The sequence below is a fragment of the Neisseria lactamica genome (assembly GCF_901482445.1).
Lineage (GTDB): Bacteria > Pseudomonadota > Gammaproteobacteria > Burkholderiales > Neisseriaceae > Neisseria > Neisseria lactamica.
Map to the genome: position 1 here is coordinate 1,583,811 of NZ_LR590477.1, position 21,781 is coordinate 1,605,591.

The following is a 21,781-nucleotide window of genomic DNA, read 5'->3' on the forward strand; positions in this document are numbered from 1 at the left end:
AAATCATACGTTTATAGTATACTGTATACACCGGTTGTATATGCTGTGCGCCCGCTTGCACGGTCGACGTATAGGGTTTTTGCGCGTATTGCCCTGCCCGCGTTTGCCTGCCTGCCTACAAAAAATTTTGGAATTTTCTTTTTTCCCCTGCCTTTTTGCATCGGTAAAAAGGACAACCGCCGATTATCGGCGGTCGTTCGTCCTCTACCCCTGCGTGTGTGTCTTATAGGGATTCGTCAAAACAGCCCTCTGCTGTGCTTGTTCCCCTGCGTAAGATGCGCCCCTGCACGCGGTTGTCGTTGCGTCCCAATCCTGAATCTTTGCCTACGGGGTTGTTTACCCTGTACGCCCAAGCTGATGATTGTTTGTGCAAACCGTTCAGGCGGGTGTATAGGTTTGTCATCTTTTGAAAGCCTGCCACATCGTGTGTTGTTAGTGCTTTGCCTGATAGTCGCCCTGCGAACTTTAAAGCCAGTTCGTAAACGATAGCCTGTAATGCCGCGCTCTGTTCCAATCCCACGCCTTGTGCATTGCCCGCCTCTACGTCGTTTATTATTTGTTGGGCGTGTTTAACCAATTCTTTATCACTCTTGGCTTTTAGTTTAAAAATCATCTCTCCTATTGTGCCCGTTTCGCCTCCGCTCCTGCCTAAATTAATAATGCCAAACTGTCTGTCATCAGCCATTGTTTTACTCTCCCGATTTTATTTGATTAATCTTTCACTGACACTTTTCTATTATGCCAACGGGGTAGCAACTTCTCCACCCGCTTCAGATTCACACTACCCTATTGTTTTATAATATAAAAAATAGGATTTGTGTTTTTTAGTGCCATCTTTTCCATTGTTGCCCCTATTCTAGGGGGGGGTATCCGCGCCCTTCTATCCTTTGCCCCTCTACCCCCCCCAAAAATCTACCTGCACAATGTGAAACTTGTTGCTACCCTTTTGGCATATCCTCTGAAAGCCTTGTATATCAAGGCTTTCAGCCTCACCGGTGTGTCGGAATAGAAGTTGCTACCCTATTGTCATATGCCTTAACATACTCCTCAAACGGTACTCCTAAGCCGCCCGGAATCTTCCTCCGCTCCTCCAACGGTTTTTTGAAATATGTTTTGCTGGTGTTATTAGCCGTCCGCCGCCTTTCCTGCTTATAGCCAAGATTTAACAAAACTTCTGCGATTATCCGCATGTTGCCCCTGTACCCTCTTTTATTTGTCAGATTGGGAATCCTGTCTTGCCTATCCCCCAATTTCTCCCAAAATTGTTGTAAGGTAAACCACCCGTCCCCCTTCCTAACAAGTTCATAAAGTCCATCCGCCGGGTTATTTAAAAGCCCCTCCAAATAATCCTCCAGCGGATTCTCTACATAATATCTTGCTGTCATACCTTTGGCGGTTTTTTCCATTTCCTCATCATCAAAATAGTTTGTATAACCTTTCTGCTCAAGCACGACAGCTTCCGCCCAAAGTTGTTCAATATCCTGCTTCAGGCTGTCCAAATCCACTCTTCCATCTTGTGCAAGGTCAACAAACCACATACGGCGAAACAGTGTTTTATCGTAAATTACGCCACTGTTTGCTTTCGGGTTATATGTCCCCCAAAATGTTGTAAGCCTTTTAAATCTGCTTGTCCTGCCCTGATACAATTCTCTGTATGTGTCTGTTTTTTCGGTCAGCACCGCCTTTAACATCTCCGTATCTGTCCGTTCGTTCAGGAATCCCGCCAGTTCTGGCAACTCCGCAATCCATCTGCCTTGTAAGCCGATAAGGAAATCCCGCCCGTCGTCTCTAATGACATTGCGAACCGTTGTGAAATAGTCCGCCCCGCAAACTGAACCGATGATACTCACTGCAACGGATTTGCCCGCGCCGCTGTCTCCTGCAATAACTATCATTGAATCGTGTTTTACTCCGTCGCTTTCAAACGGCATGCACGCCCGCCTTACTGCGCCCACAAGCATTTTTGCCATCATTTGATTGGCGCACTCCCTCTCCGTGTCCGTGTAGTCCTTATCAAGCGGGAAATAACGCTCTGCCATCTTCTCAAGGCGGGGGATTCCGTCCCATTTGAGGGACTGCAATTTTTCCCGCAAAATGTTTGTGGGATTCACCCTGCAAACCTCTGTGATTGCCGTACATATGTTTTCCATACCCGCATTAAGCCCCATATCGGCAAACCTTGCCTTAATTGCCTCTGTAACCGTCCCTGTCTTGCTCCAAGCCCCCGCCTTGATTCCCCTGCCGTTGCTCCAGCTTGGGGTATTGATAACGGCGGGGCAGTCCGTCAAATCGTCCCACCCGAACATACCCTTATAATCCCTGTGTTTAGAAAGGATGATTTTTAAGTTTGAAATGCCTGCCGTAATCGCCCCGTTTCTATTGCGGCTCAAACTCTCCGCCGCATCTTCGGGTAAGCCTTCAATAATTGCCCCGCCTGCTCCTGCCTGCTTGTTCTGATAGGTTTGCCCGCTCTCAAGGCGTGAACTTAAGGCTTTTTCAATCGTCAGCCTGCGGTAATCTTCCCTGTTCCATTTATCGGGATTGTCCCCTTTATAGCCTTCCCCGCGCTTTGTAAGTCTGCTGTTCAGCATAAGGTTTAAAACCGCCTCGTATCTGCGCGTGTAATAAGTTGCTTCGCGGGCAAGGGCATAATCCGCTGTCGAGAAGTCGCCGCCGAAAGCCTTGTTAATGAGTTCCGCATCCCCATCCATCAAAGCGGTATAAAACCCCTGCACACCGTTGTGATAGCTATTCTGCCTGATAGCCCTTCGGACTTCTTCCGCATCCGTCATCCCTTCGCCAAGTTCGGCGGCTGCGCGTCTTACGACATCCGACATCGGACACCCGCCCCCTGCCGTTTTACCTCCGGCTATGCCGTCTGAACGCCCACCGCCCTTCTCGTCTTTTCGCCTTAATGCCTCCCCCAACATTGCCACACCCTCGGGGCAAAGCTCTATATTGTCCGCCCCTTTCCAATCGTTAACCGCCTGACACGTCAATTTAAGGCATCGGTTAATGCCGCCTGCAAACAAATCAATGCCTGCAAGGTTTTCCATACCTTCCAAGTCGGGCAACACGTCCGGCTCCAACTTAAAATCGCCACCATCGTGTGTACGCCTGTTCAGCTTCAAGCCCTCCGCAAAGCTCATCGGTACACTAAAAAAAACGTGTAAGCCCGCGCCGCTTGAGGAACGCTCAATCAATGCGCCCTTAAAATATCCCTGCCAAGCCTCGTTAAGCTCAATCGGCAGTTTCCCGCCGTCCGCCCCTTTTTTTGCGTCCAAGTCCAAGCAAATGATATTGGATGGCATAAAGGCAAACTCAACTAAAGGGTAACGGTTTACGCCCACCGCTCCGCCTTCGTCGATAGATTGGATTGTCTGCCCAAGCCCCCAACGTTTATCTGCTACCTTATCCCTTTGTTTTTCATAGGTTTCATCATCTAATTCCGTACTATCGCCGTCTGCCCATTCTTTAAAGTCCCATCCTTTACGGCTCGGCTTTGCATTCCGTGCTTTATCAGCCCCTGCTACAATGTGAAAATCTGCCATCCCTGCCAATTTGCTCAACAATTTAAAATTAGCGTGTGCATCTTCCGCGTTGTATGTGATAAGATTGCCCATATAAAAAACTCCTAATAAATATTTTGAGGTCATCCCTTGCATCTTGCCACTACAAGTGCAAGGCTTTTTTTTAAGGATTTTCAGTCAAGCCCCGCCCGACATCCCTCATCCCTCTGTGTAATAACCGAACATTTTTTTAATGTCCTTTCCCCAATAACCGCGATTCCGTGTGCCTTCCACGCCTTGCAAAGGGGGAAACATCCCCACCCGAACCCTTAACCACACTGTTTTTTTTGATATGCCCAACATCTCGGCTAACTCTCCCACAAAATAAAATTTGTTGTCTTCGATATTCAACATAAAATAAACCTCCTGAAAAAAGTTTCTGAAAAATCTTCTTTGTTTCTATCTGTGCCTCCATTCTAAGGAAGCGGATACAGTCAAAACGAAAGGCGGAAACAATTAATTGTTTCCGCCCTTTCCTCTGCCTGTGTCGTCCGTCATTCCTCCAATCTGCCGCCGCATTTCTCTAATAAGCCTGCTAACCTCTCCTTGAGTGTAAAATCCATAAACGCCCTGTGTCTGCCGATTGCTATCAGTGCCTCAAAACCCTCCGCGCCCGCTCCGCTTTCTATCTGCCCGCCCCGCCTGTATTCCCTATATTGTTGTTTCAGCCATTCAACGTCAAACAGCCCGCCGCCCTTGTTTTTCCTTGAATATCCGTAATTGATAAACCATTCCCTTAAAACATCCTTATCCACCCTTGTGTCCGTCCCGCTGCTGTCTGCCGCATCCCCCTTTCCCCAAGCGTCCAGCAGTGCCTCTAACGTGGTATCCGATACGCCGTAATAATCGGGTTTTCTGCCTGTAACGTCCACCCCGTCCAATATGTCAAAGAATACCCGCGCATAACCCGCAATGAAAATTTCTTTGTGCCTCTTCAAGGTATCGCGCCTACCCGCTCCGGCAGTCAACCCCAAAGCGTCTAATGTTTCCCTCCTGAAACGCTCCCCCGACAGCATCGCATAAGCCAAAATTCCGATTAACCGCCCCTGCGCGTCTTCTGCATCAATCGCCTGATTCAGTGCCGCCTCTTTCAGATTGTCCGTCCCAACTTCTTCCAACACCAGCCGTGCCGTCTCATAAACCGCCCCTCGTGCTTCGTTGTCCGTTCTCCGTCCTCCGCCCCTGCGTTCTTCGTCTGCCGCCGTCTTTACCGCGCATAACAATCCGCCCTCTGTGTGCACCCCATCGCTCCCGCTTTTATCTTCCTCCAAAAAATCAGGCTCTTGCAACCTATACCCGCCCACGTTCATTTTTCTGCCTCCGAAAAACAAAAATCTTCCCACGCCGTCATCATCTGCAAACGCTCTTTAATTAAATGTTCCCTATCATATGCCCGCCTTACACTTCCGAAGACGTGGGCAAGCTGCCGTTCTATCAGCCGCTCCTCATAGCCGTTTGTTGTCGCCCACGCCCGAAAAGGTTGCCCTGAAGCCGTGGGGTACAGGCAACTTGCCCACCTCATCCGAAACTAACCAACCCCTGTGTCTGCCAGTCGCCGCCATCCTCCGTATTACGCTGTTAATCGCGGTGTTGGATACCGGGTTGTCCCTCAATCCCTTGCCTTCAAACAAATAGCCGCCCCTTGCCTTCTCTTTCCGCTCGGCAAGCAGTTTTTTTAATCTGGGTGTCAGCGGATACAAAACATCTGAAGAGGTTTTACTCAATTCACTAAAGGCGGGCAACCGCCAATAGCCCTCTTCAAAACGCACATCTTCTACCTTCATACGACTAACCGCCCCCGAACGTGCGGCAATCAGCAACTGGACAAGCAACGCGTTTTTAGCGTCTCCCCCAACCTCTTCTAACAATGTTTTTACAAACTTAGGGATATGCTCAAACGGCAAACTCGGCTGGTGTCGTTCCACCCCCTGAACGTGCTGCCCCTTCTTCAGCAGCAGCTTAACCGCGCCTATCGGGTTTCCGTTATCCCGAAGCCCCACAGCCTCGGCGTATGTGAAAATCTGCCCGATAACGGCGGTTATCTTTTCTGCCGTCCCCGGACTGTCAAAGGCTACGCCCTTGCACTGATTCAGTGGGGCTACTATCCTTTGCCCCCGCATAACCGGTAGGATAGGTGTTTTAAGTGCTGCCGCTATGTCCGCCTCCTTTAATTCTGCGATAGGTATTCCCCCTATAAGCGGATAGACATACCGCTCCATCCTGCGGATATTTCGGGTAACTGCCCCATCATTGCGCCACGCCCCATCTTTTTTCTTCTCCGCAAAAAACATACGCCCAACCGCTTCAAACGTGTTTTTCTCTGCCCGCCGTGCCTCTTCCAGTTTCCGCTCCTGCTCTTTTCTAGGGGAAACGCCGCTTTGCACAAGTGCTTTTATTTCTGCCCCTATCCGCCCCGCCTCTGCGATAGACATCGCCGGGTATCTCCCAATGGTATCCCGCATCCGCTTTTGTGTCAGTGGGTCGGTATAGGAAAGCACCCAAGAACCTTGCCCGTCGTGTTTTGTTGAGGGGTTTAAACACAAACCGCCAACCCCGCCGTGAGAGATTGCCCCATCCCCCGCCTTTACCGCCCCCTGCGGTCTGTCAATCTTGCACCTGCCATATAAAAGCCCTACCTTTCTTTATTCAAATGCTATAAAATCTCTGTGTAAATTATGTGTATTTTTCCTGCGCTTGAATGTTAGCGGGTGTTCCCATAACATCCTATCTTTCCCGTAAGTATATGAAAAAAATGCCTGTTCAGAAACAGGGAAGAACATTAAAAAACGTTAGAAAACAATAATATGTTTTCTTCTCCGGCACCAATACCAAGCACAGACCCTCCCTCGGGAAGCCTGTGCTTTTTCACATTTCCGCTTCAGACGGCAACCGATATGAACTCCTCGCAACGCAAACGCCTTTCCGGCCGCTGGCTCAACTCCTACGAACGCTACCGCTACCGCCGCCTCATCCACTCCGTCCGGCTCGGCGGGGCCGTCCTGTCCGCCACCGCACTCGCCCGGCTGTTCCACCTCCAACACGGCGAATGGATAGGTATGACCGTCTTCGTCGTCCTCGGTATGCTCCAGTTCCAAGGCGCGATTTACTCCAAGGCGGTGGAACGTATGCTCGGCACGGTCATCGGACTGGGCGCGGGTTTGGGCGTTTTATGGCTGAACCAGCATTATTTCCACGACAACCTCCTCTTCTACCTCACCGTCGGCACAGCAAGCGCACTGGCCGGTTGGGCGGCGGTCGGCAAAAACGGCTACGTCCCTATGCTGGCGGGACTGACCATGTGTATGCTCATCGGCGACAACGGCCTCCACTGGCTCGACAGCGGCCTGATGCGCGCGATGAACGTCCTCATCGGCGCGGCCATCGCCATTGCCGCCGCCAAACTGCTGCCGCTGAAATCCACACTGATGTGGCGTTTCATGCTTGCCGACAACCTGACCGACTGCAGCAAAATGATTGCCGAAATCAGCAACGGCAGACGTATGACGCGCGAACGTTTGGAGCAGAATATGATTAAAATGCGCCAAATCAACGCACGCATGGTCAAAAGCCGCAGCCACCTCGCCGCCACATCGGGCGAAAGCCGCATCAGCCCCGCCATGATGGAAGCCATGCAGCACGCCCACCGTAAAATCGTCAACACCACCGAGCTGCTCCTGACCACCGCCGCCAAGCTGCAAGCCCCGAAACTCAACAGCGGCGAAATCCGGCTGCTCGACCGCCACTTCACCCAACTCCAAACCGACCTGCAACAAACCGTCGCCCTCATCAACGGCAGGCACGCCCGCCGCATCCGCACCGACACCGCCATCAACCCCGAACTGGAAGCCCTCGCCGAACACCTCCACTACCAATGGCAGGGCTTCCTCTGGCTCAGCACCAATATGCGTCAGGAAATTTCCGCCCTCGTCATCCTGCTGCAACGCACCCGCCGCAAATGGCTGGATGCCCACGAACGCCAACACCTGCGCCAAAGCCTGCTTGAAACGCGGGAACACGGTTGAGGGCCGGACACGATGCCGTCTGAAACGCCTGCCGCTTCAGACGGCATCGGTCTGATAAATATCCAGACGGTTTTGCTATAATCTGCCGCAAAACTCCAAGGAAAAACCATGAACATTATCGATGCCATCATCAATTTGGTTAACAACCCTGTTGTCGGAGTCAAATCCCATTCTCAAAGCAACAATCGTGCCAATCAGGCAGGTGATGATTTGGAAGAATATGTAAAAGACTTGTTTTCCGGCAGTTTCAACCTAAATGAAACCCAACGCATAGCTCAACACGCAAAAGCATTCTCATATTTGGGCAACAACTCCAACCCGCCTGATGCCATGTTGCGAAACGGGGATGCCATTGAAGTTAAGAAAATTGAAAGTAAAGATTCCGCACTGGCACTGAATAGCAGCCACCCAAAATCAAAGCTCTCCATTAATGACAGTATGCTTACAAAAGCATGTAAAGATGCAGAAAAATGGGAAGAGAAAGACATCATCTATATTGTCGGTGTCGTTGATAAGAAGAAAAACCTCAAACACTTGGCAATGGTTTACGGAACTGACTACTGCGCCGATGCCGAATGCTATTTGAAAATAAAAAATCAAATTAAAGACGGAATCAGCAACATCGGCGGCATACAGTTTGCAGAAACCAAAGAACTGGGCAGGGTCAACCGCATTGATCCGCTCAACATAACTTATCTGAGAGTACGGGGTATGTGGGGAATCGAAAATCCATGGTTTGTCTTCAACTATATTTACCAACGGGATATGGAAAAAAGTTTCAATTTCATGGCCATTATCAACGAAGACAAATGGAATAGTTTTAACAATACAGACAAGCTGCTTGCCATACAGGATTCCAAACTGGCCATTTCCGACATTAAGATTAAAAACCCCAACAACCCGGCGCGATTAAGAAATGCAAAACTCATCACCTACTACTTATAATCCTATGAAAATCATTAGTTTGTTTAGCGGTTGCGGCGGTTTGGATTTGGGTTTCGAAAAAGCGGGATTTGAAATCCCCGCCGCCAACGAATACGATAAAACCATTTGGGCAACCTTCAAGGCAAACCATCCAAAAACCCATTTGATAGAAGGCGATATACGCAAGATTAAAGAAGAAGATTTCCCTGAAGGAATCGACGGGATTATCGGCGGCCCACCCTGCCAGTCTTGGTCTGAAGCGGGAGCTTTGCGCGGTATCGACGATGCGCGCGGACAGTTGTTTTTCGACTACATCCGTATTTTGAAAAGCAAACAGCCTAAATTCTTTTTGGCGGAAAACGTCAGCGGAATGCTGGCAAACCGCCACAACGAAGCCGTACAAAACCTGCTGAAAATGTTTGACGAATGCGGATACGACGTAACCTTGACTATGGCCAACGCCAAAGACTACGGTGTGGCACAGGAACGCAAAAGGGTCTTCTACATCGGTTTCCGTAAAGACTTGGAAATACAATTTTCTTTTCCAAAAGGTTCGACGGTCGAAGACAAAGACAAGATTACATTGAGGGACGTTATTTGGGATTTGCAGGACACAGCCGTACCTTCCGCCCCGCAAAACAAGACCAACCCCGACGCGGTCAACAACAACGAATATTTTACCGGCAGTTTTTCCCCTATTTTTATGAGCCGGAACCGCGTTAAAGCGTGGGATGAACAGGGTTTTACCGTCCAAGCTTCAGGCAGGCAGTGCCAACTCCACCCGCAAGCCCCAAAGATGGAAAAGCACGGGGCAAACGACTACCGTTTTGCCGCCGGCAAAGAAACACTGTATCGGAGGATGACGGTACGCGAAGTTGCAAGAATCCAAGGCTTTCCCGACAACTTCAAATTCATCTATCAAAATGTCAACGACGCATACAAAATGATTGGCAACGCCGTCCCCGTCAACCTTGCCTACGAAATTGCAGCGGCAATTAAAAAAAACCTGGAAAGGTGAAACACCCTTCCTACAGGCATCTGCCTTGTCGTCATGCCCGAATAACGGTACTATTCGCGGTTAACGGTCTTTATACCGTCTGAAAGGTTTGAAGCGCGTTTCAGACGGCTGCCCGCCCACCTTATCCCACCGAAAGAACAATATGATTAACGATATTCAAAAAACAGCCGAAGGCAAAATGCAGCGTTCGGTCGAAGTACTGAAAGAAAATCTGGCGAAAGTGCGTACCGGTCGCGCGCATACCGGCCTGCTCGACCAAGTGGAAGTCGAATACTGGGGCAGTATGATCCCCGTCAGCCAGGTTGCCAACGTAACGCTTTTAGACGCGCGCACCATCGGCGTGAAACCGTTTGAGGGCAATATGGCGGCCAAAGTCGAGAAAGCCATCCGCGATTCAAACTTGGGGCTGAACCCGGCATCCGTCGGCGATTTGATCCGCGTGCCGATGCCGATGCTGACCGAAGAACGCCGCAAAGACCTGATTAAAGTCGTACGCGGCGAAGCGGAAGAAGGACGCGTCTCCATCCGCAACGTGCGCCGCGATGCCAACGACCACATCAAAAAACTCCTCAAAGACAAAGAAATTTCCGAAGACGAGGCACGCCGGGGCGAAGAGGCGGTTCAAAAACTGACCGACAAATACATTGCCGAAGCCGACAAACTCCTGACTGCCAAAGAAGAAGATTTGATGGCGGTTTAACCTGCACGGTCCGGCGTTCAGACGGCATCCGAACGCCGAACCGCGAAAGGCAGACATGAAAAGCAGCACGCAGGCCGTTTTGGAACACACCGCCATCCCGAGGCATATCGCCGTGATTATGGACGGCAACGGCCGTTGGGCGAAAAAGCGTTTCCTCCCGCGCATAATGGGACACAAACGCGGTTTGGACGCGTTGGAAAATATGGTGAAGCATTGCGCCGGACTGGGTGTGCGATATCTGACCGTATTTGCCTTTTCAACCGAAAACTGGCGCCGCCCCGAAGACGAAGTTTCGTTCCTGATGGGGCTGTTTTTACAGGCTTTGCAAAAACAGGTGCGCCGCCTGCACGAAAACAATATGCGCCTGAAGATATTGGGCAGCCGCGAACGCTTCAACCGGCAGATTCTGCAAGGCATCGAAGAAGCAGAAGCCTTGACGGCAAACAATACCGGCCTGACCCTGAGCATTGCCGCCGATTACGGCGGCCGCTGGGATATTTTGCAGGCGGCAAACAGGCTGCTTGCAGACGGCGTATCGGAAATCACGGAAGACATGCTGGCAAAATACCTGATGCTGGGCGATGCGCCCGAGCCGGATTTGTTCATCCGCACCGGCGGCGAAACACGCATCAGCAATTTCCTGCTCTGGCAGATGGCGTATGCCGAACTGTATTTCACCGACATCCTGTGGCCCGATTTCGACGAAACCGCCTTAGATGCCGCCGTCTCCTCGTTCCAAAAACGCGAACGGCGGTTCGGACGCACCTCCGAGCAACTACCTATCGAACAGCAAAGGGATTGATATGCTGAAACAACGGGTAATAACCGCGCTGTGGCTGCTGCCGCTGATGCTGGGTATGCTGTTTTACGCGCCGCAATGGCTGTGGGCGGCATTTTGCGGACTGATTGCCCTGATTGCCTTGTGGGAATATGCCCGTATGAGCGGTTTGTGCAAAACCGAAACCAACCATTACCTCGCCGCAACCTTGGTTTTCGGCGTGGTTGCCTATGCGGGCGGCTGGATGCTGCCCAATTTGGTTTGGTATGTTGTTTTGGCGTTTTGGCTCGCCGTGATGCCTTTGTGGTTGAGATTCAAATGGAAATTGAACGGCGGTTGGCAGGCTTATACCGTCGGCTGGCTTTTGGTTATGCCGTTTTGGTTCGCGCTCGTATCCCTGCGCCCGCACCCCGATGATGCCCTGCCGCTGCTCGCCGTGATGGGTTTGGTGTGGATTGCCGACGTTTGCGCGTATTTCAGCGGCAAGGCGTTCGGCAAACACAAAATCGCACCGGCAATCAGCCCCGGCAAGAGCTGGGAAGGCGCAATCGGCGGCGCGGTTTGCGTGGCCGTGTATATAACCGCCGTACGAAGTGCCGGCTGGACGGCATTCGATACAGGCTGGTTCGATACCGTGTTAATCGGTTTGGTGCTGACCGTTGTCAGCATATGCGGCGACCTTTTAGAAAGCTGGCTCAAGCGCGCGGCAGGCATCAAAGACAGCAGCAAGCTGCTGCCCGGACACGGCGGCGTGTTCGACCGCGTGGACAGCCTGATTGCCGTTATCAGCGTCTATGCGGCGATGATGTCGGTTTTAAATTGACTCTATGCCGTCTGAAACCGCTTCAGACGGCATCCGGTATGAAGTTATCCCCATTATGACACCACAAGTCCTGACCATATTAGGCAGTACCGGCAGCATAGGCGAAAGCACGCTGGACGTTGTCTCCCGCCACCCCGAAAAATTCCGCGTATTCGCGCTGGCGGGGCATAAGCAGGTCGAGAAACTGGCGGCGCAATGCCGGACGTTCCGCCCCGAATATGCCGTCGTTGCCGATGCCGGACACGCCGCCCGGCTTGAAGCCCTGTTGAAACGCGACGGCACGGCAACGCAGGTTTTACACGGCGCGCAGGCATTGGTCGACGTTGCGTCTGCTGACGAAGTCAGCGGTGTCATGTGCGCCATCGTCGGTGCGGCGGGGCTGCCTTCCGCGCTGGCGGCGGCGCAAAAAGGCAAAACCATTTATCTGGCGAACAAAGAGACGCTGGTGGTTTCCGGCGCGTTGTTTATGGAAACCGCCCGTGCAAACGGCGCAGCAGTGTTGCCCGTCGACAGCGAACACAACGCCGTTTTCCAAGTTTTGCCGCGCGATTACACAGGCCGTCTGAACGAACACGGCATCCGTTCGATTATCCTGACCGCTTCCGGCGGTCCGTTTCTGACGACCGATTTAGGCACGTTCGACAGCATTACGCCCGCCCAGGCGGTCAAACACCCCAATTGGCGTATGGGGCGCAAGATCTCCGTCGATTCCGCCACCATGATGAACAAAGGTTTGGAGCTGATTGAAGCGCATTGGCTGTTCGACTGTCCGCCTGACAAGCTCGAAGTCGTCATCCATCCGCAATCCGTGATACACAGTATGGTGCGCTACCGCGACGGCTCTGTGTTGGCGCAACTGGGCAATCCCGATATGCGTACGCCCATCGCCTATTGTTTGGGCCTGCCCGAGCGCATCGATTCGGGTGTCGGCGACCTGGATTTCGACACATTGTCCGCACTGACCTTCCAAAAGCCCGACTTTGGCCGCTTCCCCTGCCTGAAACTCGCCTATGAAGCCATGAACGCAGGCGGAGCCGCGCCCTGCGTATTGAACGCCGCCAACGAAGCCGCCGTCGCCGCCTTTTTGGACGGACAGATTAAGTTTACCGATATTGCCAAAACCGTCGCCCATTGTCTTTCACAAGACTTTTCAGACGGCATAGGCGATATAGGGGGGCTCTTGGCGCAAGATGCCCGGACACGCGCACAGGCACAAGCATTTATCTGCACACTAAACTAATGCCGTCCGAACACACGGACAAAGGAAAACCATTTGCACACCCTACTTGCCTTTATCGTTGCCATCCTGATTTTGGTCAGCCTGCACGAATTCGGACACTACATCGTCGCCAGATTGTGCGGCGTAAAAGTGCTGCGTTTTTCCATCGGCTTCGGCAAACCGTTTTTCACCCGAAAGCGCGGCGACACCGAATGGTGCCTCGCCCCGATTCCGTTGGGCGGCTACGTCAAAATGGTCGATACGCGCGAAGGCGAAGTATCAGAAGCCGATTTACCCTACGCTTTTGACAAACAACACCCCGCCAAACGCATCGCCATCGTCGCCGCCGGCCCGCTGACCAATCTCGCACTGGCGGTTTTGCTTTACGGCTTGAGTTTTTCCTTCGGCGTAACCGAAATCCGCCCCTATGTCGGCACAGTCGAACCGGACACCATCGCCGCCCGCGCCGGCTTCCAAAGCGGCGACAAAATACAATCCGTCAACGGCGTTGCCGTCCAAGACTGGGGCGGCGCGCAAACCGAAATCGTCCTCAACCTCGAAGCCGGCAAAGTCGCCGTCGGCGTTCAGACGGCATCGGGCGCGCAAACCGTCCGCACCATCGATGCCGCAGGCACGCCGGAAGCCGGTAAAATCGCAAAAAACCAAGGCTACATCGGTCTGATGCCCTTTAAAATCACAACCGTTGTCGGCGGCGTGGAAAAAGGCAGCCCCGCCGACAAAGCAGGCCTGCAACCGGGCGACAGGCTGACTGCCGCCGACGGCAAACCCATCGCCTCGTGGCAGGAATGGGCAAACCTGACCCGCCAAAGCCCGGGCAGGAAAATCGCCTTAACCTACGAACGCGCCGGACAAACCCGTACCGCCGACATCCGCCCCGATACTGTCGAACAATCCGACCACACCCTGATCGGGCGCGTCGGGCTGTTCCCCCGGCCCGACAGGGCGTGGGACGCGCAAATCCGCCGCAGCTACCGCCCGACAGTTGCACAAGCATTCGGTATGGGCTGGGAAAAAACCGTTTCCCACTCGTGGACAACCGTCAAATTTTTCGGCAAACTGATTAGCGGCAACGCCTCTGTCAGCCATATTTCCGGGCCGCTGACCATTGCCGATATTGCCGGGCAGTCCGCCGAACTCGGCTTGCAGAGTTATTTGGAATTTCTGGCGCTGGTCAGCATCAGCCTCGGCGTGCTGAACCTGCTGCCCGTCCCCGTTTTGGACGGCGGCCACCTCGTGTTTTATACTGCCGAATGGATACGCGGCAAACCTTTGGGCGAACGCGTCCAAAACATCGGTTTGCGCCTCGGGCTCGCCCTGATGATGCTGATGATGACGGTCGCCTTCTTCAACGACGTTACCCGGCTGCTCGGTTAGATTTTACGTTTCGGAATGCCGTCTGAAACCGCATTCCGCACCACAAGGAACTTACGATGAAACTGAAACAGATTGCCTCCGCCCTGATGCTTTTCGGCATACCGCCGCTGGCATTTGCCGACTTCACCGTCCGCGACATCCGCATCGAAGGCCTGCAGCATACCGAACCGAGCACCGTCTTCAGCTACCTGCCCGTCAAAATCGGCGACAACTACAACGACGGGCGCGGCGGCGAAATCATCAAAAGCCTGTACGCCACCGGCTTTTTCGACGACGTGCGCGTCGAAACTGCGGACGGGCAGCTCCTGCTGACCGTCATCGAACGCCCCGCCATCGGCTCGCTCAACATTACCGGCGCCAAAATGCTGCAAAACGACGCCATCAAGAAAAACCTCGAATCCTTCGGGCTGGCGCAGTCGCAATACTTCAACCGGGCGACACTCAACCAGGCGGTCGCCGGCCTGAAAGACGAATATCTCGGGCGCGGCAAACTCAATATACAGATCACACCCAAAGTGACCAAACTCTCCCGCAACCGCGTCGCCATAGACATCGCAATCGACGAAGGCGAATCCGCCAAAATCACCGACATCGAATTTGAAGGCAACCAAGTCTATTCCGACCGCAAACTGATGCGGCAAATGTCCCTGACGGAAGGCGGCATTTGGACGTGGCTGACCCGCAGCAACCGGTTCGACCGCCGGAAATTCGCCCAAGATATGGAAAAAGTAACCGACTTTTACCAAAACAACGGCTATTTCGACTTCCGCATCCTCGATACCGACATACAAACCAACGAAGGCAAAACCAAACAAACCATCAAAATCACCGTCAGCGAAGGCGAACGCTTCCGCTGGGGCAAAGTCTCCATCGAAGGCGATACCAAAGAAGTCCCCAAAGCCGAACTGGAAAAACTGCTGACGATGAAGCCCGGCAAATGGTACGAACGCCGGCAGATGACCGAAGTTTTGGGCGCCATCCAAAACCGTATGGGTTCGGCAGGCTACGCATACAGCGAAATCAGCGTACAGCCGCTGCCGAACGCCGAAACCAAAACCGTCGATTTCGTCCTGCACATCGAACCCGGTCGGAAAATCTACGTCAACGAAATCCACATCACGGGCAACAACAAAACCCGCGACGAAGTCGTGCGCCGCGAATTGCGCCAAATGGAGTCCGCGCCTTACGATACGGACAAACTGCAACGTTCCAAAGAGCGCGTCGAGCTTTTGGGCTACTTCGACAACGTGCAGTTTGACGCCGTCCCGCTTGCCGGCACGCCCGACCAAGTCGATTTGAATATGAGCCTGACCGAACGCTCCACCGGTTCGCTGGATTTGAGCGCGGGCTGGGTACAGGATACCGGCTTGGTGATGTCCGCAGGCGTATCGCAGGACAACCTCTTCGGCACGGGCAAATCGGCCGCCCTGCGCGCCTCGCGGAGCAAAACCACGGTTAACGGCTCGCTGTCGTTTACCGATCCGTACTTCACGGCAGACGGGGTCAGCTTGGGCTACGATGTTTACGGAAAAGCCTTCGACCCGCGCAAATCCTCCTCCGGCGTGAAACAATATAAAACCACCACCATAGGCGGCGGGGTGCGGACGGGCATCCCCGTTACCGAATACGACCGCGTCAATTTCGGGCTGGCGGCAGAACACCTTGCCGTCAACACCTATAACAAAGCCCCCAAACGCTATGCCGACTTTATCAAACAATACGGCAAAACCGACGGTGCAAACGGCAGCTTCAAAGGTTGGCTGTACAAAGGCACCGTCGGCTGGGGGCGCAACAAGACCGACAGCGCGTTATGGCCGACGCGCGGCTACCTGACGGGCGTGAACGCCGAAATCGCCCTGCCCGGCAGCAAACTGCAATACTACTCCGCCACCCACAACCAAACCTGGTTCTTCCCCTTAAGCAAAACCTTCACACTGATGCTGGGCGGCGAAATCGGCTATGCCGGCGGCTACGGCAAAACCAAAGAAATCCCCTTCTTTGAAAACTTCTACGGCGGCGGACTGGGCTCGGTGCGCGGCTACGAAAGCGGCACGCTCGGCCCGAAAGTGTATGACGAATACGGCGAAAAAATCAGCTACGGCGGCAACAAAAAAGCCAACGTCTCCGCCGAGCTGCTCTTCCCGATGCCGGGCGCGAAAGACGCGCGCACCGTCCGCCTGAGCCTGTTTGCCGACGCAGGCAGCGTGTGGGACGGCAAAACCTACGACGACAACAGCAGTTCCGCAACCGGCGGCACCGGCGCTGCCGGCACGACCGGCGGCAGGGTTCAAAACGTTTACGGCCCCGGCAATATCCACAAATCGACCTTCGCCAACGAATTGCGCTATTCCGCCGGCGGCGCGGTTACCTGGCTCTCGCCTTTGGGCCCGATGAAATTCAGCTACGCCTACCCGCTGAAGAAAAAAACGGAAGACGAAATCCAACGCTTCCAATTCCAACTCGGCACGACGTTCTAATCCCGCAAATGCCGTCTGAAGGCTTCAGACGGCATTTGCGGCAACATCCGAAGGAGTTTTACCATGACCCGTCTGACCCGCGCGCTTGCCGCCGCCCTGATCGGTTTGTGCTGCACCGCAGGCGCGCACGCCGACACCTTCCAAAAAATCGGCTTTATCAACACCGAACGCATCTACCTCGAATCCAAGCAGGCGCGCGACATCCAAAAAACGCTGGACGGCGAATTTTCCGCCCGCCAGGACGAATTGCAAAAACTGCAACGCGAAGGCCTGGATTTGGAAAGGCAGCTTGCCGAAGGCAAACTCAAAGACGCAAAAAAGGCGCAAGCCGAAGAAAAATGGCGCGGGCTGGTCGCAGCGTTCCGCAAAAAACAGGCGCAGTTTGAAGAAGACTACAACCTCCGCCGCAACGAAGAGTTTGCCTCCCTCCAGCAAAACGCCAACCGCGTCATCGTCAAAATCGCCAAACAGGAAGGTTACGATGTCATTTTGCAGGACGTGATTTACGTCAACACCCAATACGACGTTACCGACAGCGTCATTAAAGAAATGAACGCCCGCTGATCCTTTCAGACGGCATACCGAACAGGAAAACCATGATTCCGGCCACCTACACCCTGTCCCAAATCACCGCGCGGCTCGGCGGCGAATGGCGCGGCGAGGACATTTCCATCACCGCCGTGCGCCCGCTCGCAGACGCGCAGGCGGAACACATCAGCTTCCTCGCCAACCCGAAATACAAAGCCGAAGTTCACGACAGCAGCGCGGGCGCGGTCATCGTTTCCGCCAAAGCGGCAGACGGATTTGAAGGGCGCAACCTGATTGTCGCCGACGACCCCTACCTCTATTTCGCCAAAGTCGCGCGCCTGTTTTCACCCGTCGTCAAAGCGCGCGGCGGCATCCATCCGACCGCCGTCGTCGAAGAGAGTGCGACCGTTCCCGCAAGCTGCGAAATCGGCGCGAACGCCTACATCGGCGCAAACACCGTGCTCGGCGAAGGCTGCCGCATCTTGGCAAACGCCGTCGTCCAACACGATTGCCGTTTAGGTGATGAAGTTGTTTTACACCCCAACGCCGTCGTTTATTACGGCTGCACACTGGGCAGACGCGTCGAAATCCACAGCGGCGCGGTCATCGGCGCGGACGGATTCGGACTCGCCTTCGCCGGCGATTCGTGGTTTAAAATCCCGCAAACCGGCGCAGTAACGCTGGGCGACGACGTGGAAATCGGCTCGAACACCAACATCGACCGGGGCGCGATGAGCGACACCACCGTCGGCAACGGCACCAAAATCGACAACCAAGTCCAAATCGGACACAACTGCAAAATCGGTTCGCACACCGTCATCGCCGCCAAAACCGGCATTTCCGGCAGCGTAACCATAGGCAGCTACTGCATCATCGGCGGCGGCGTCGGTACGGTCGGACACATCGAAATCGCCGACAAAACCACCATCGGCGGCGGCACGTCCGTCACCCACAGCATTACCGAAAGCGGCAAACACCTTGCCGGCATCTTCCCGATGTCTGAGCATAAAGAATGGGCGCGCAACGCCGTCCATATCCACCGCTTAAGCGAAATGAACAAACGCCTCAAAACGCTGGAACAGCAGCTTTCAGACGGCAAAGACACGCAATAAATCCAAACCGATTTTTCCAAGGAACACAAAAACATGGACGTTCAACTCCCCATCGAAGCCAAAGACATCCAAAAACTCATCCCCCACCGCTACCCGTTTCTCCAGCTCGACCGCATCACCGCCTTCGAGCCGATGAAAACCCTGACCGCGATTAAAAACGTCAGCATAAACGAGCCGCAGTTCCAAGGCCATTTTCCCGACCTGCCCGTGATGCCCGGCGTACTCATCATCGAAGCGATGGCGCAGGCGTGCGGCACGTTGGCGATTTTGAGCGAAGGCGGACGCAAAGAAAACGAATTCTTCTTCTTCGCCGGCATAGACGAAGCCCGCTTCAAACGCCAAGTCATCCCCGGCGACCAACTCGTCTTTGAAGTCGGGCTGCTGACCAGCCGGCGCGGCATCGGCAAATTCAACGCCGTTGCCAAAGTAGACGGGCAAGTCGCCGTCGAAGCCGTGATTATGTGCGCCAAACGCGTGGTTTGAGTGTTCGGAAAAAGGTCGTCTGAAAGTTTCAGACGACCTAATAAAAAGAAAACCCACCGGTTTAGGTTTATTCAAACCCAGGGACGCGGTGGGGATTAGTTTCACCTAACTGTATCAAATATAGTTTGAAACGTCAATTTTATAGTGGATTAAATTTAAACCAGTACGGCGTTGCCTCGCCTTGCCGTACTATTTGTACTGTCTGCGGCTTCGTCGCCTTGTCCTGATTTTTGTTAATCCACTATACAATAAGGAATCAGGTATTAGCGTGAATTATAAGGAATGCTGTAGTATTTTTTCTGATTTCAGAATGGAACGGTATAAAAATGCCGTTGGGGAAGACAAAGCGGCTGAATTGTATTTATTGAATCTATCTTTATCAAGAGAACTTTTTCATGTTGTTTCAATATTTGAGATTGTTTTAAGAAACAAAATTGACATTTGCCTTCAGCAGGCGTTTAAAGACGGAAACTGGTTATATAACAGCATACAGCCACAAACGAATCCTGCATTGAAATATCAAGGTTGCTTTTTAAGAAATGGTACGAAAGAATCTGCTGAATTAATCAAGGTTGCATTATCTAAAATACAAAATAACAGCAGGGGAAAGTTTGACCACAACCAATTGGTCGCAGGACTAGGATTCGGTTTTTGGCGGTATCTGTTTGCGGGAGGGAAAGATGCCCAATTTGATGCTACAGGGAAAGTATTGATGAAAGTTTTTCCAAAAAAGCCCAAATCTACACCAAGTGTGCAACATAACCAAAAATGGATTTTTCGAGAACTTTCCAATATTAACAATTTCCGTAATCGTTTGGCACATCACGAGCCGATTTGTTTTAAAGGTGCAATAAAAGATACCGGCTACGCTAGAAATATCCACCAATCTATTTTTGAACTGCTTAATTACATGGATGTAGATACTGCTTCAGTATTTAGCCATTTTAGCGATCAAGTGATTGCGGTCTGCGATGAAATCGACAAACTGTGATTTTCTATTATTTGTCTTAACAAGCAGCGGAGTATTAAAAACATGACCCTCATCCACCCGACCGCCGTCATCGACCCCAAAGCCGAACTCGACTCAAGCGTCAAAGTCGGCGCGTACACCGTTATCGGCCCCAACGTCCGAATCGGTGCGAACACCGAAATCGGCCCGCACGCCGTCATCAACGGCCACACCAGCATCGGCGAAAACAACCGCATTTTCCAATTTGCCAGCCTCGGCGAAATTCCGCAGGACAAAAAATACCGCGACGAGCCGACCCGGCTGATTATCGGCAACGGCAACACCATCCGCGAATTTACAACGTTCAACCTCGGAACAGTTACCGGCATCGGCGAAACCCGTATCGGCGACGACAACTGGATTATGGCGTACTGCCACCTCGCCCACGACTGCGTCATCGGCAGCCACACCATCTTCGCCAACAACGCCAGTCTCGCCGGACACGTTACCGTCGGCGACTACGTCGTTTTAGGCGGCTACACGCTGGTTTTCCAATTCTGCCGCATCGGCGACTACGCCATGACCGCCTTCGCCGCAGGCGTACACAAAGACGTACCGCCCTATTTTATGGCATCTGGCTACCGCGCCGAACCGGCCGGCCTCAACAGCGAAGGTATGCGCCGCAACGGTTTTACCGCAGAGCAGATTTCTGCCGTCAAAGACGTGTACAAAACCCTCTACCATCGCGGCATTCCGTTTGAAGAGGCCAAGGCGGACATCCTCCGCCGCGCCGAAACCCAAGCCGAGCTTGCCGTATTCCGGGACTTTTTCGCACAATCGGCGCGCGGCATCATCCGCTGACCGTATCCTTTTAATGCCGTCTGAAACCTCCAAAAGCGTTTCAGACGGCATTTTCCTTTCATTCCAATCGCAATCATCCCATTTTAAAATAAGCAATATATTGCCAAATATCTACTTACTTTAAATTTATATGTCTTGAAAATCGTTTTTTTTTGCGAAAATTTTAATTTTATGGAGATGAAAAATGGCGCAAAATTTACATGGCGATTTGATTGAAAATCCATCACCCCGCTGTCCCTGCCTGTTGGTCGTCGATACATCCGGTTCTATGTATGGCGAACCTATCGAACAGTTAAACCAAGGTGTTCAACAGTTTATCCAAGCCCTGCAAGAGGATGAAATCGCATCCTATTCCGTCGAAGTCGGCATTTTGGCAGCAGGCGGGCACGTTGAAGAAATCATCCCCTTTACCACTGCCGAACAGCTCGACTACACCAGCACCTTTACCGCACAAGGATCGACACCTTTAGGATCGGCGGTAGAACAGGGATTAAAAATGCTGGAAGACCGTAAGCGCGAATATCAAAAAAACGGCGTTGCCTACTATCAACCTTGGCTGGTGGTCATCAGCGACGGTTCTCCGACCGACAGTTGGCAGAATGCGGCCCAAGAAACCCGAACCTTGGCAGAAAATCGGAAATTGGTTTCGCTGATGGTCGGCGTAAACGATGCCGATATGGATAAACTGGGGCAATTCAGCAACCGTCCCGCATTAAAACTGGACGGTTTGCGTTTTGGCGATTTCTTCCAATGGCTCTCTGCCAGTATGAGCAGGGTTTCCGCGTCAAATTCCACAGCCGCACAGGTTTCCCTGCCGCCAATCGACACTTGGGCATCAATTTGAACCTCATAACCAAAGCCTGTTAGCGATACACATTTAAACTATCCGACAGGCTTTTCCCATATCAAACATTTTCGCAATA

Annotated in this window: 20 protein-coding genes; 15 read left to right on the forward strand and 5 right to left on the reverse strand. The window is 52.7% G+C overall.

Going from position 1 to position 21,781, the window contains the following annotated elements:
• Nucleotides 1-223 precede the first annotated feature (223 nt).
• The 5 genes from FGL10_RS08540 to FGL10_RS08560 all read right to left on the reverse strand — a co-directional run bounded on the left by FGL10_RS08540 (nt 224) and on the right by FGL10_RS08560 (nt 6,178).
• Nucleotides 224-613, reverse strand: coding sequence for a hypothetical protein (locus FGL10_RS08540; RefSeq protein ID WP_232043738.1), 390 nt, complete (start codon nt 611-613; stop codon nt 224-226).
• Between the two features lie 376 nt (nt 614-989).
• Nucleotides 990-3,623: a VapE domain-containing protein gene (locus tag FGL10_RS08545; protein WP_232043739.1), complete on the reverse strand. Its 2,634-nt coding sequence runs from the start codon at nt 3,621-3,623 to the stop codon at nt 990-992.
• A gap of 105 nt (nt 3,624-3,728) precedes the next feature.
• Nucleotides 3,729-3,923 carry a helix-turn-helix transcriptional regulator gene (locus FGL10_RS08550; protein WP_003707236.1) on the reverse strand — a complete coding sequence of 65 codons (195 nt, stop codon included), beginning with the start codon at nt 3,921-3,923 and terminating at the stop codon, nt 3,729-3,731.
• 140 nt (nt 3,924-4,063) lie between these two features.
• A complete protein-coding gene (locus FGL10_RS08555) occupies nt 4,064-4,792 on the reverse strand; it encodes a hypothetical protein (RefSeq protein ID WP_232043740.1) in 729 nt (242 codons plus the stop codon).
• 222 nt (nt 4,793-5,014) lie between these two features.
• Entirely contained in the window at nt 5,015-6,178 is a 1,164-nt protein-coding gene (locus tag FGL10_RS08560) for a tyrosine-type recombinase/integrase (RefSeq protein ID WP_332000815.1), read from the reverse strand.
• 285 nt (nt 6,179-6,463) lie between these two features.
• On the opposite strand from FGL10_RS08560, the gene FGL10_RS08565 reads away from it, so the two are divergent.
• From FGL10_RS08565 to FGL10_RS08645, 15 genes are all read left to right on the forward strand, one after another.
• Nucleotides 6,464-7,591, forward strand: a complete 1,128-nt coding sequence (locus FGL10_RS08565) for an FUSC family protein (protein WP_003713223.1) — start codon at nt 6,464-6,466, stop codon at nt 7,589-7,591.
• Nucleotides 7,592-7,699: 108 nt separating this feature from the next.
• Nucleotides 7,700-8,536, forward strand: a complete 837-nt coding sequence (locus tag FGL10_RS08575; RefSeq protein ID WP_036475228.1) for an NgoPII family restriction endonuclease — start codon at nt 7,700-7,702, stop codon at nt 8,534-8,536.
• 4 nt (nt 8,537-8,540) lie between these two features.
• Complete coding sequence (locus tag FGL10_RS08580; protein ID WP_003707220.1) at nt 8,541-9,533, forward strand: DNA cytosine methyltransferase; 993 nt, start codon at nt 8,541-8,543, stop codon at nt 9,531-9,533.
• Nucleotides 9,534-9,675: 142 nt separating this feature from the next.
• Complete coding sequence (gene frr, locus FGL10_RS08585; protein ID WP_003707218.1) at nt 9,676-10,233, forward strand: ribosome recycling factor; 558 nt, start codon at nt 9,676-9,678, stop codon at nt 10,231-10,233.
• A 55-nt stretch (nt 10,234-10,288) separates the two neighbouring features.
• Nucleotides 10,289-11,035 (forward strand): undecaprenyl pyrophosphate synthase, encoded by a 747-nt coding sequence (uppS, locus tag FGL10_RS08590; protein WP_003707217.1) that lies wholly within the window; start codon nt 10,289-10,291, stop codon nt 11,033-11,035.
• A 1-nt stretch (nt 11,036) separates the two neighbouring features.
• Complete coding sequence (locus tag FGL10_RS08595) at nt 11,037-11,834, forward strand: phosphatidate cytidylyltransferase (protein ID WP_003707215.1); 798 nt, start codon at nt 11,037-11,039, stop codon at nt 11,832-11,834.
• Nucleotides 11,835-11,838: 4 nt separating this feature from the next.
• A complete protein-coding gene (ispC, locus tag FGL10_RS08600) occupies nt 11,839-13,074 on the forward strand; it encodes a 1-deoxy-D-xylulose-5-phosphate reductoisomerase (RefSeq protein ID WP_003707213.1) in 1,236 nt (411 codons plus the stop codon).
• 33 nt (nt 13,075-13,107) lie between these two features.
• Nucleotides 13,108-14,448 carry an RIP metalloprotease RseP gene (gene rseP, locus FGL10_RS08605; RefSeq protein WP_003707211.1) on the forward strand — a complete coding sequence of 447 codons (1,341 nt, stop codon included), beginning with the start codon at nt 13,108-13,110 and terminating at the stop codon, nt 14,446-14,448.
• Between the two features lie 56 nt (nt 14,449-14,504).
• Complete coding sequence (bamA, locus tag FGL10_RS08610) at nt 14,505-16,925, forward strand: outer membrane protein assembly factor BamA (protein ID WP_003707209.1); 2,421 nt, start codon at nt 14,505-14,507, stop codon at nt 16,923-16,925.
• Between the two features lie 63 nt (nt 16,926-16,988).
• Nucleotides 16,989-17,489 carry an OmpH/Skp family outer membrane protein gene (locus FGL10_RS08615; protein ID WP_003707207.1) on the forward strand — a complete coding sequence of 167 codons (501 nt, stop codon included), beginning with the start codon at nt 16,989-16,991 and terminating at the stop codon, nt 17,487-17,489.
• A gap of 32 nt (nt 17,490-17,521) precedes the next feature.
• Complete coding sequence (gene lpxD / locus FGL10_RS08620; protein WP_003707205.1) at nt 17,522-18,565, forward strand: UDP-3-O-(3-hydroxymyristoyl)glucosamine N-acyltransferase; 1,044 nt, start codon at nt 17,522-17,524, stop codon at nt 18,563-18,565.
• 33 nt (nt 18,566-18,598) lie between these two features.
• Entirely contained in the window at nt 18,599-19,048 is a 450-nt protein-coding gene (gene fabZ, locus FGL10_RS08625; RefSeq protein ID WP_003707203.1) for a 3-hydroxyacyl-ACP dehydratase FabZ, read from the forward strand.
• Between the two features lie 310 nt (nt 19,049-19,358).
• Nucleotides 19,359-20,039: an Abi family protein gene (locus FGL10_RS08635; RefSeq protein ID WP_003707201.1), complete on the forward strand. Its 681-nt coding sequence runs from the start codon at nt 19,359-19,361 to the stop codon at nt 20,037-20,039.
• Between the two features lie 42 nt (nt 20,040-20,081).
• The gene (gene lpxA / locus FGL10_RS08640; RefSeq protein WP_003707199.1) at nt 20,082-20,858 is read left to right on the forward strand and encodes an acyl-ACP--UDP-N-acetylglucosamine O-acyltransferase; all 777 of its coding nucleotides are present in this window, start codon (nt 20,082-20,084) and stop codon (nt 20,856-20,858) included.
• A 184-nt stretch (nt 20,859-21,042) separates the two neighbouring features.
• Nucleotides 21,043-21,702 (forward strand): vWA domain-containing protein, encoded by a 660-nt coding sequence (locus FGL10_RS08645; RefSeq protein WP_036469119.1) that lies wholly within the window; start codon nt 21,043-21,045, stop codon nt 21,700-21,702.
• Nucleotides 21,703-21,781: the final 79 nt, after the last annotated feature.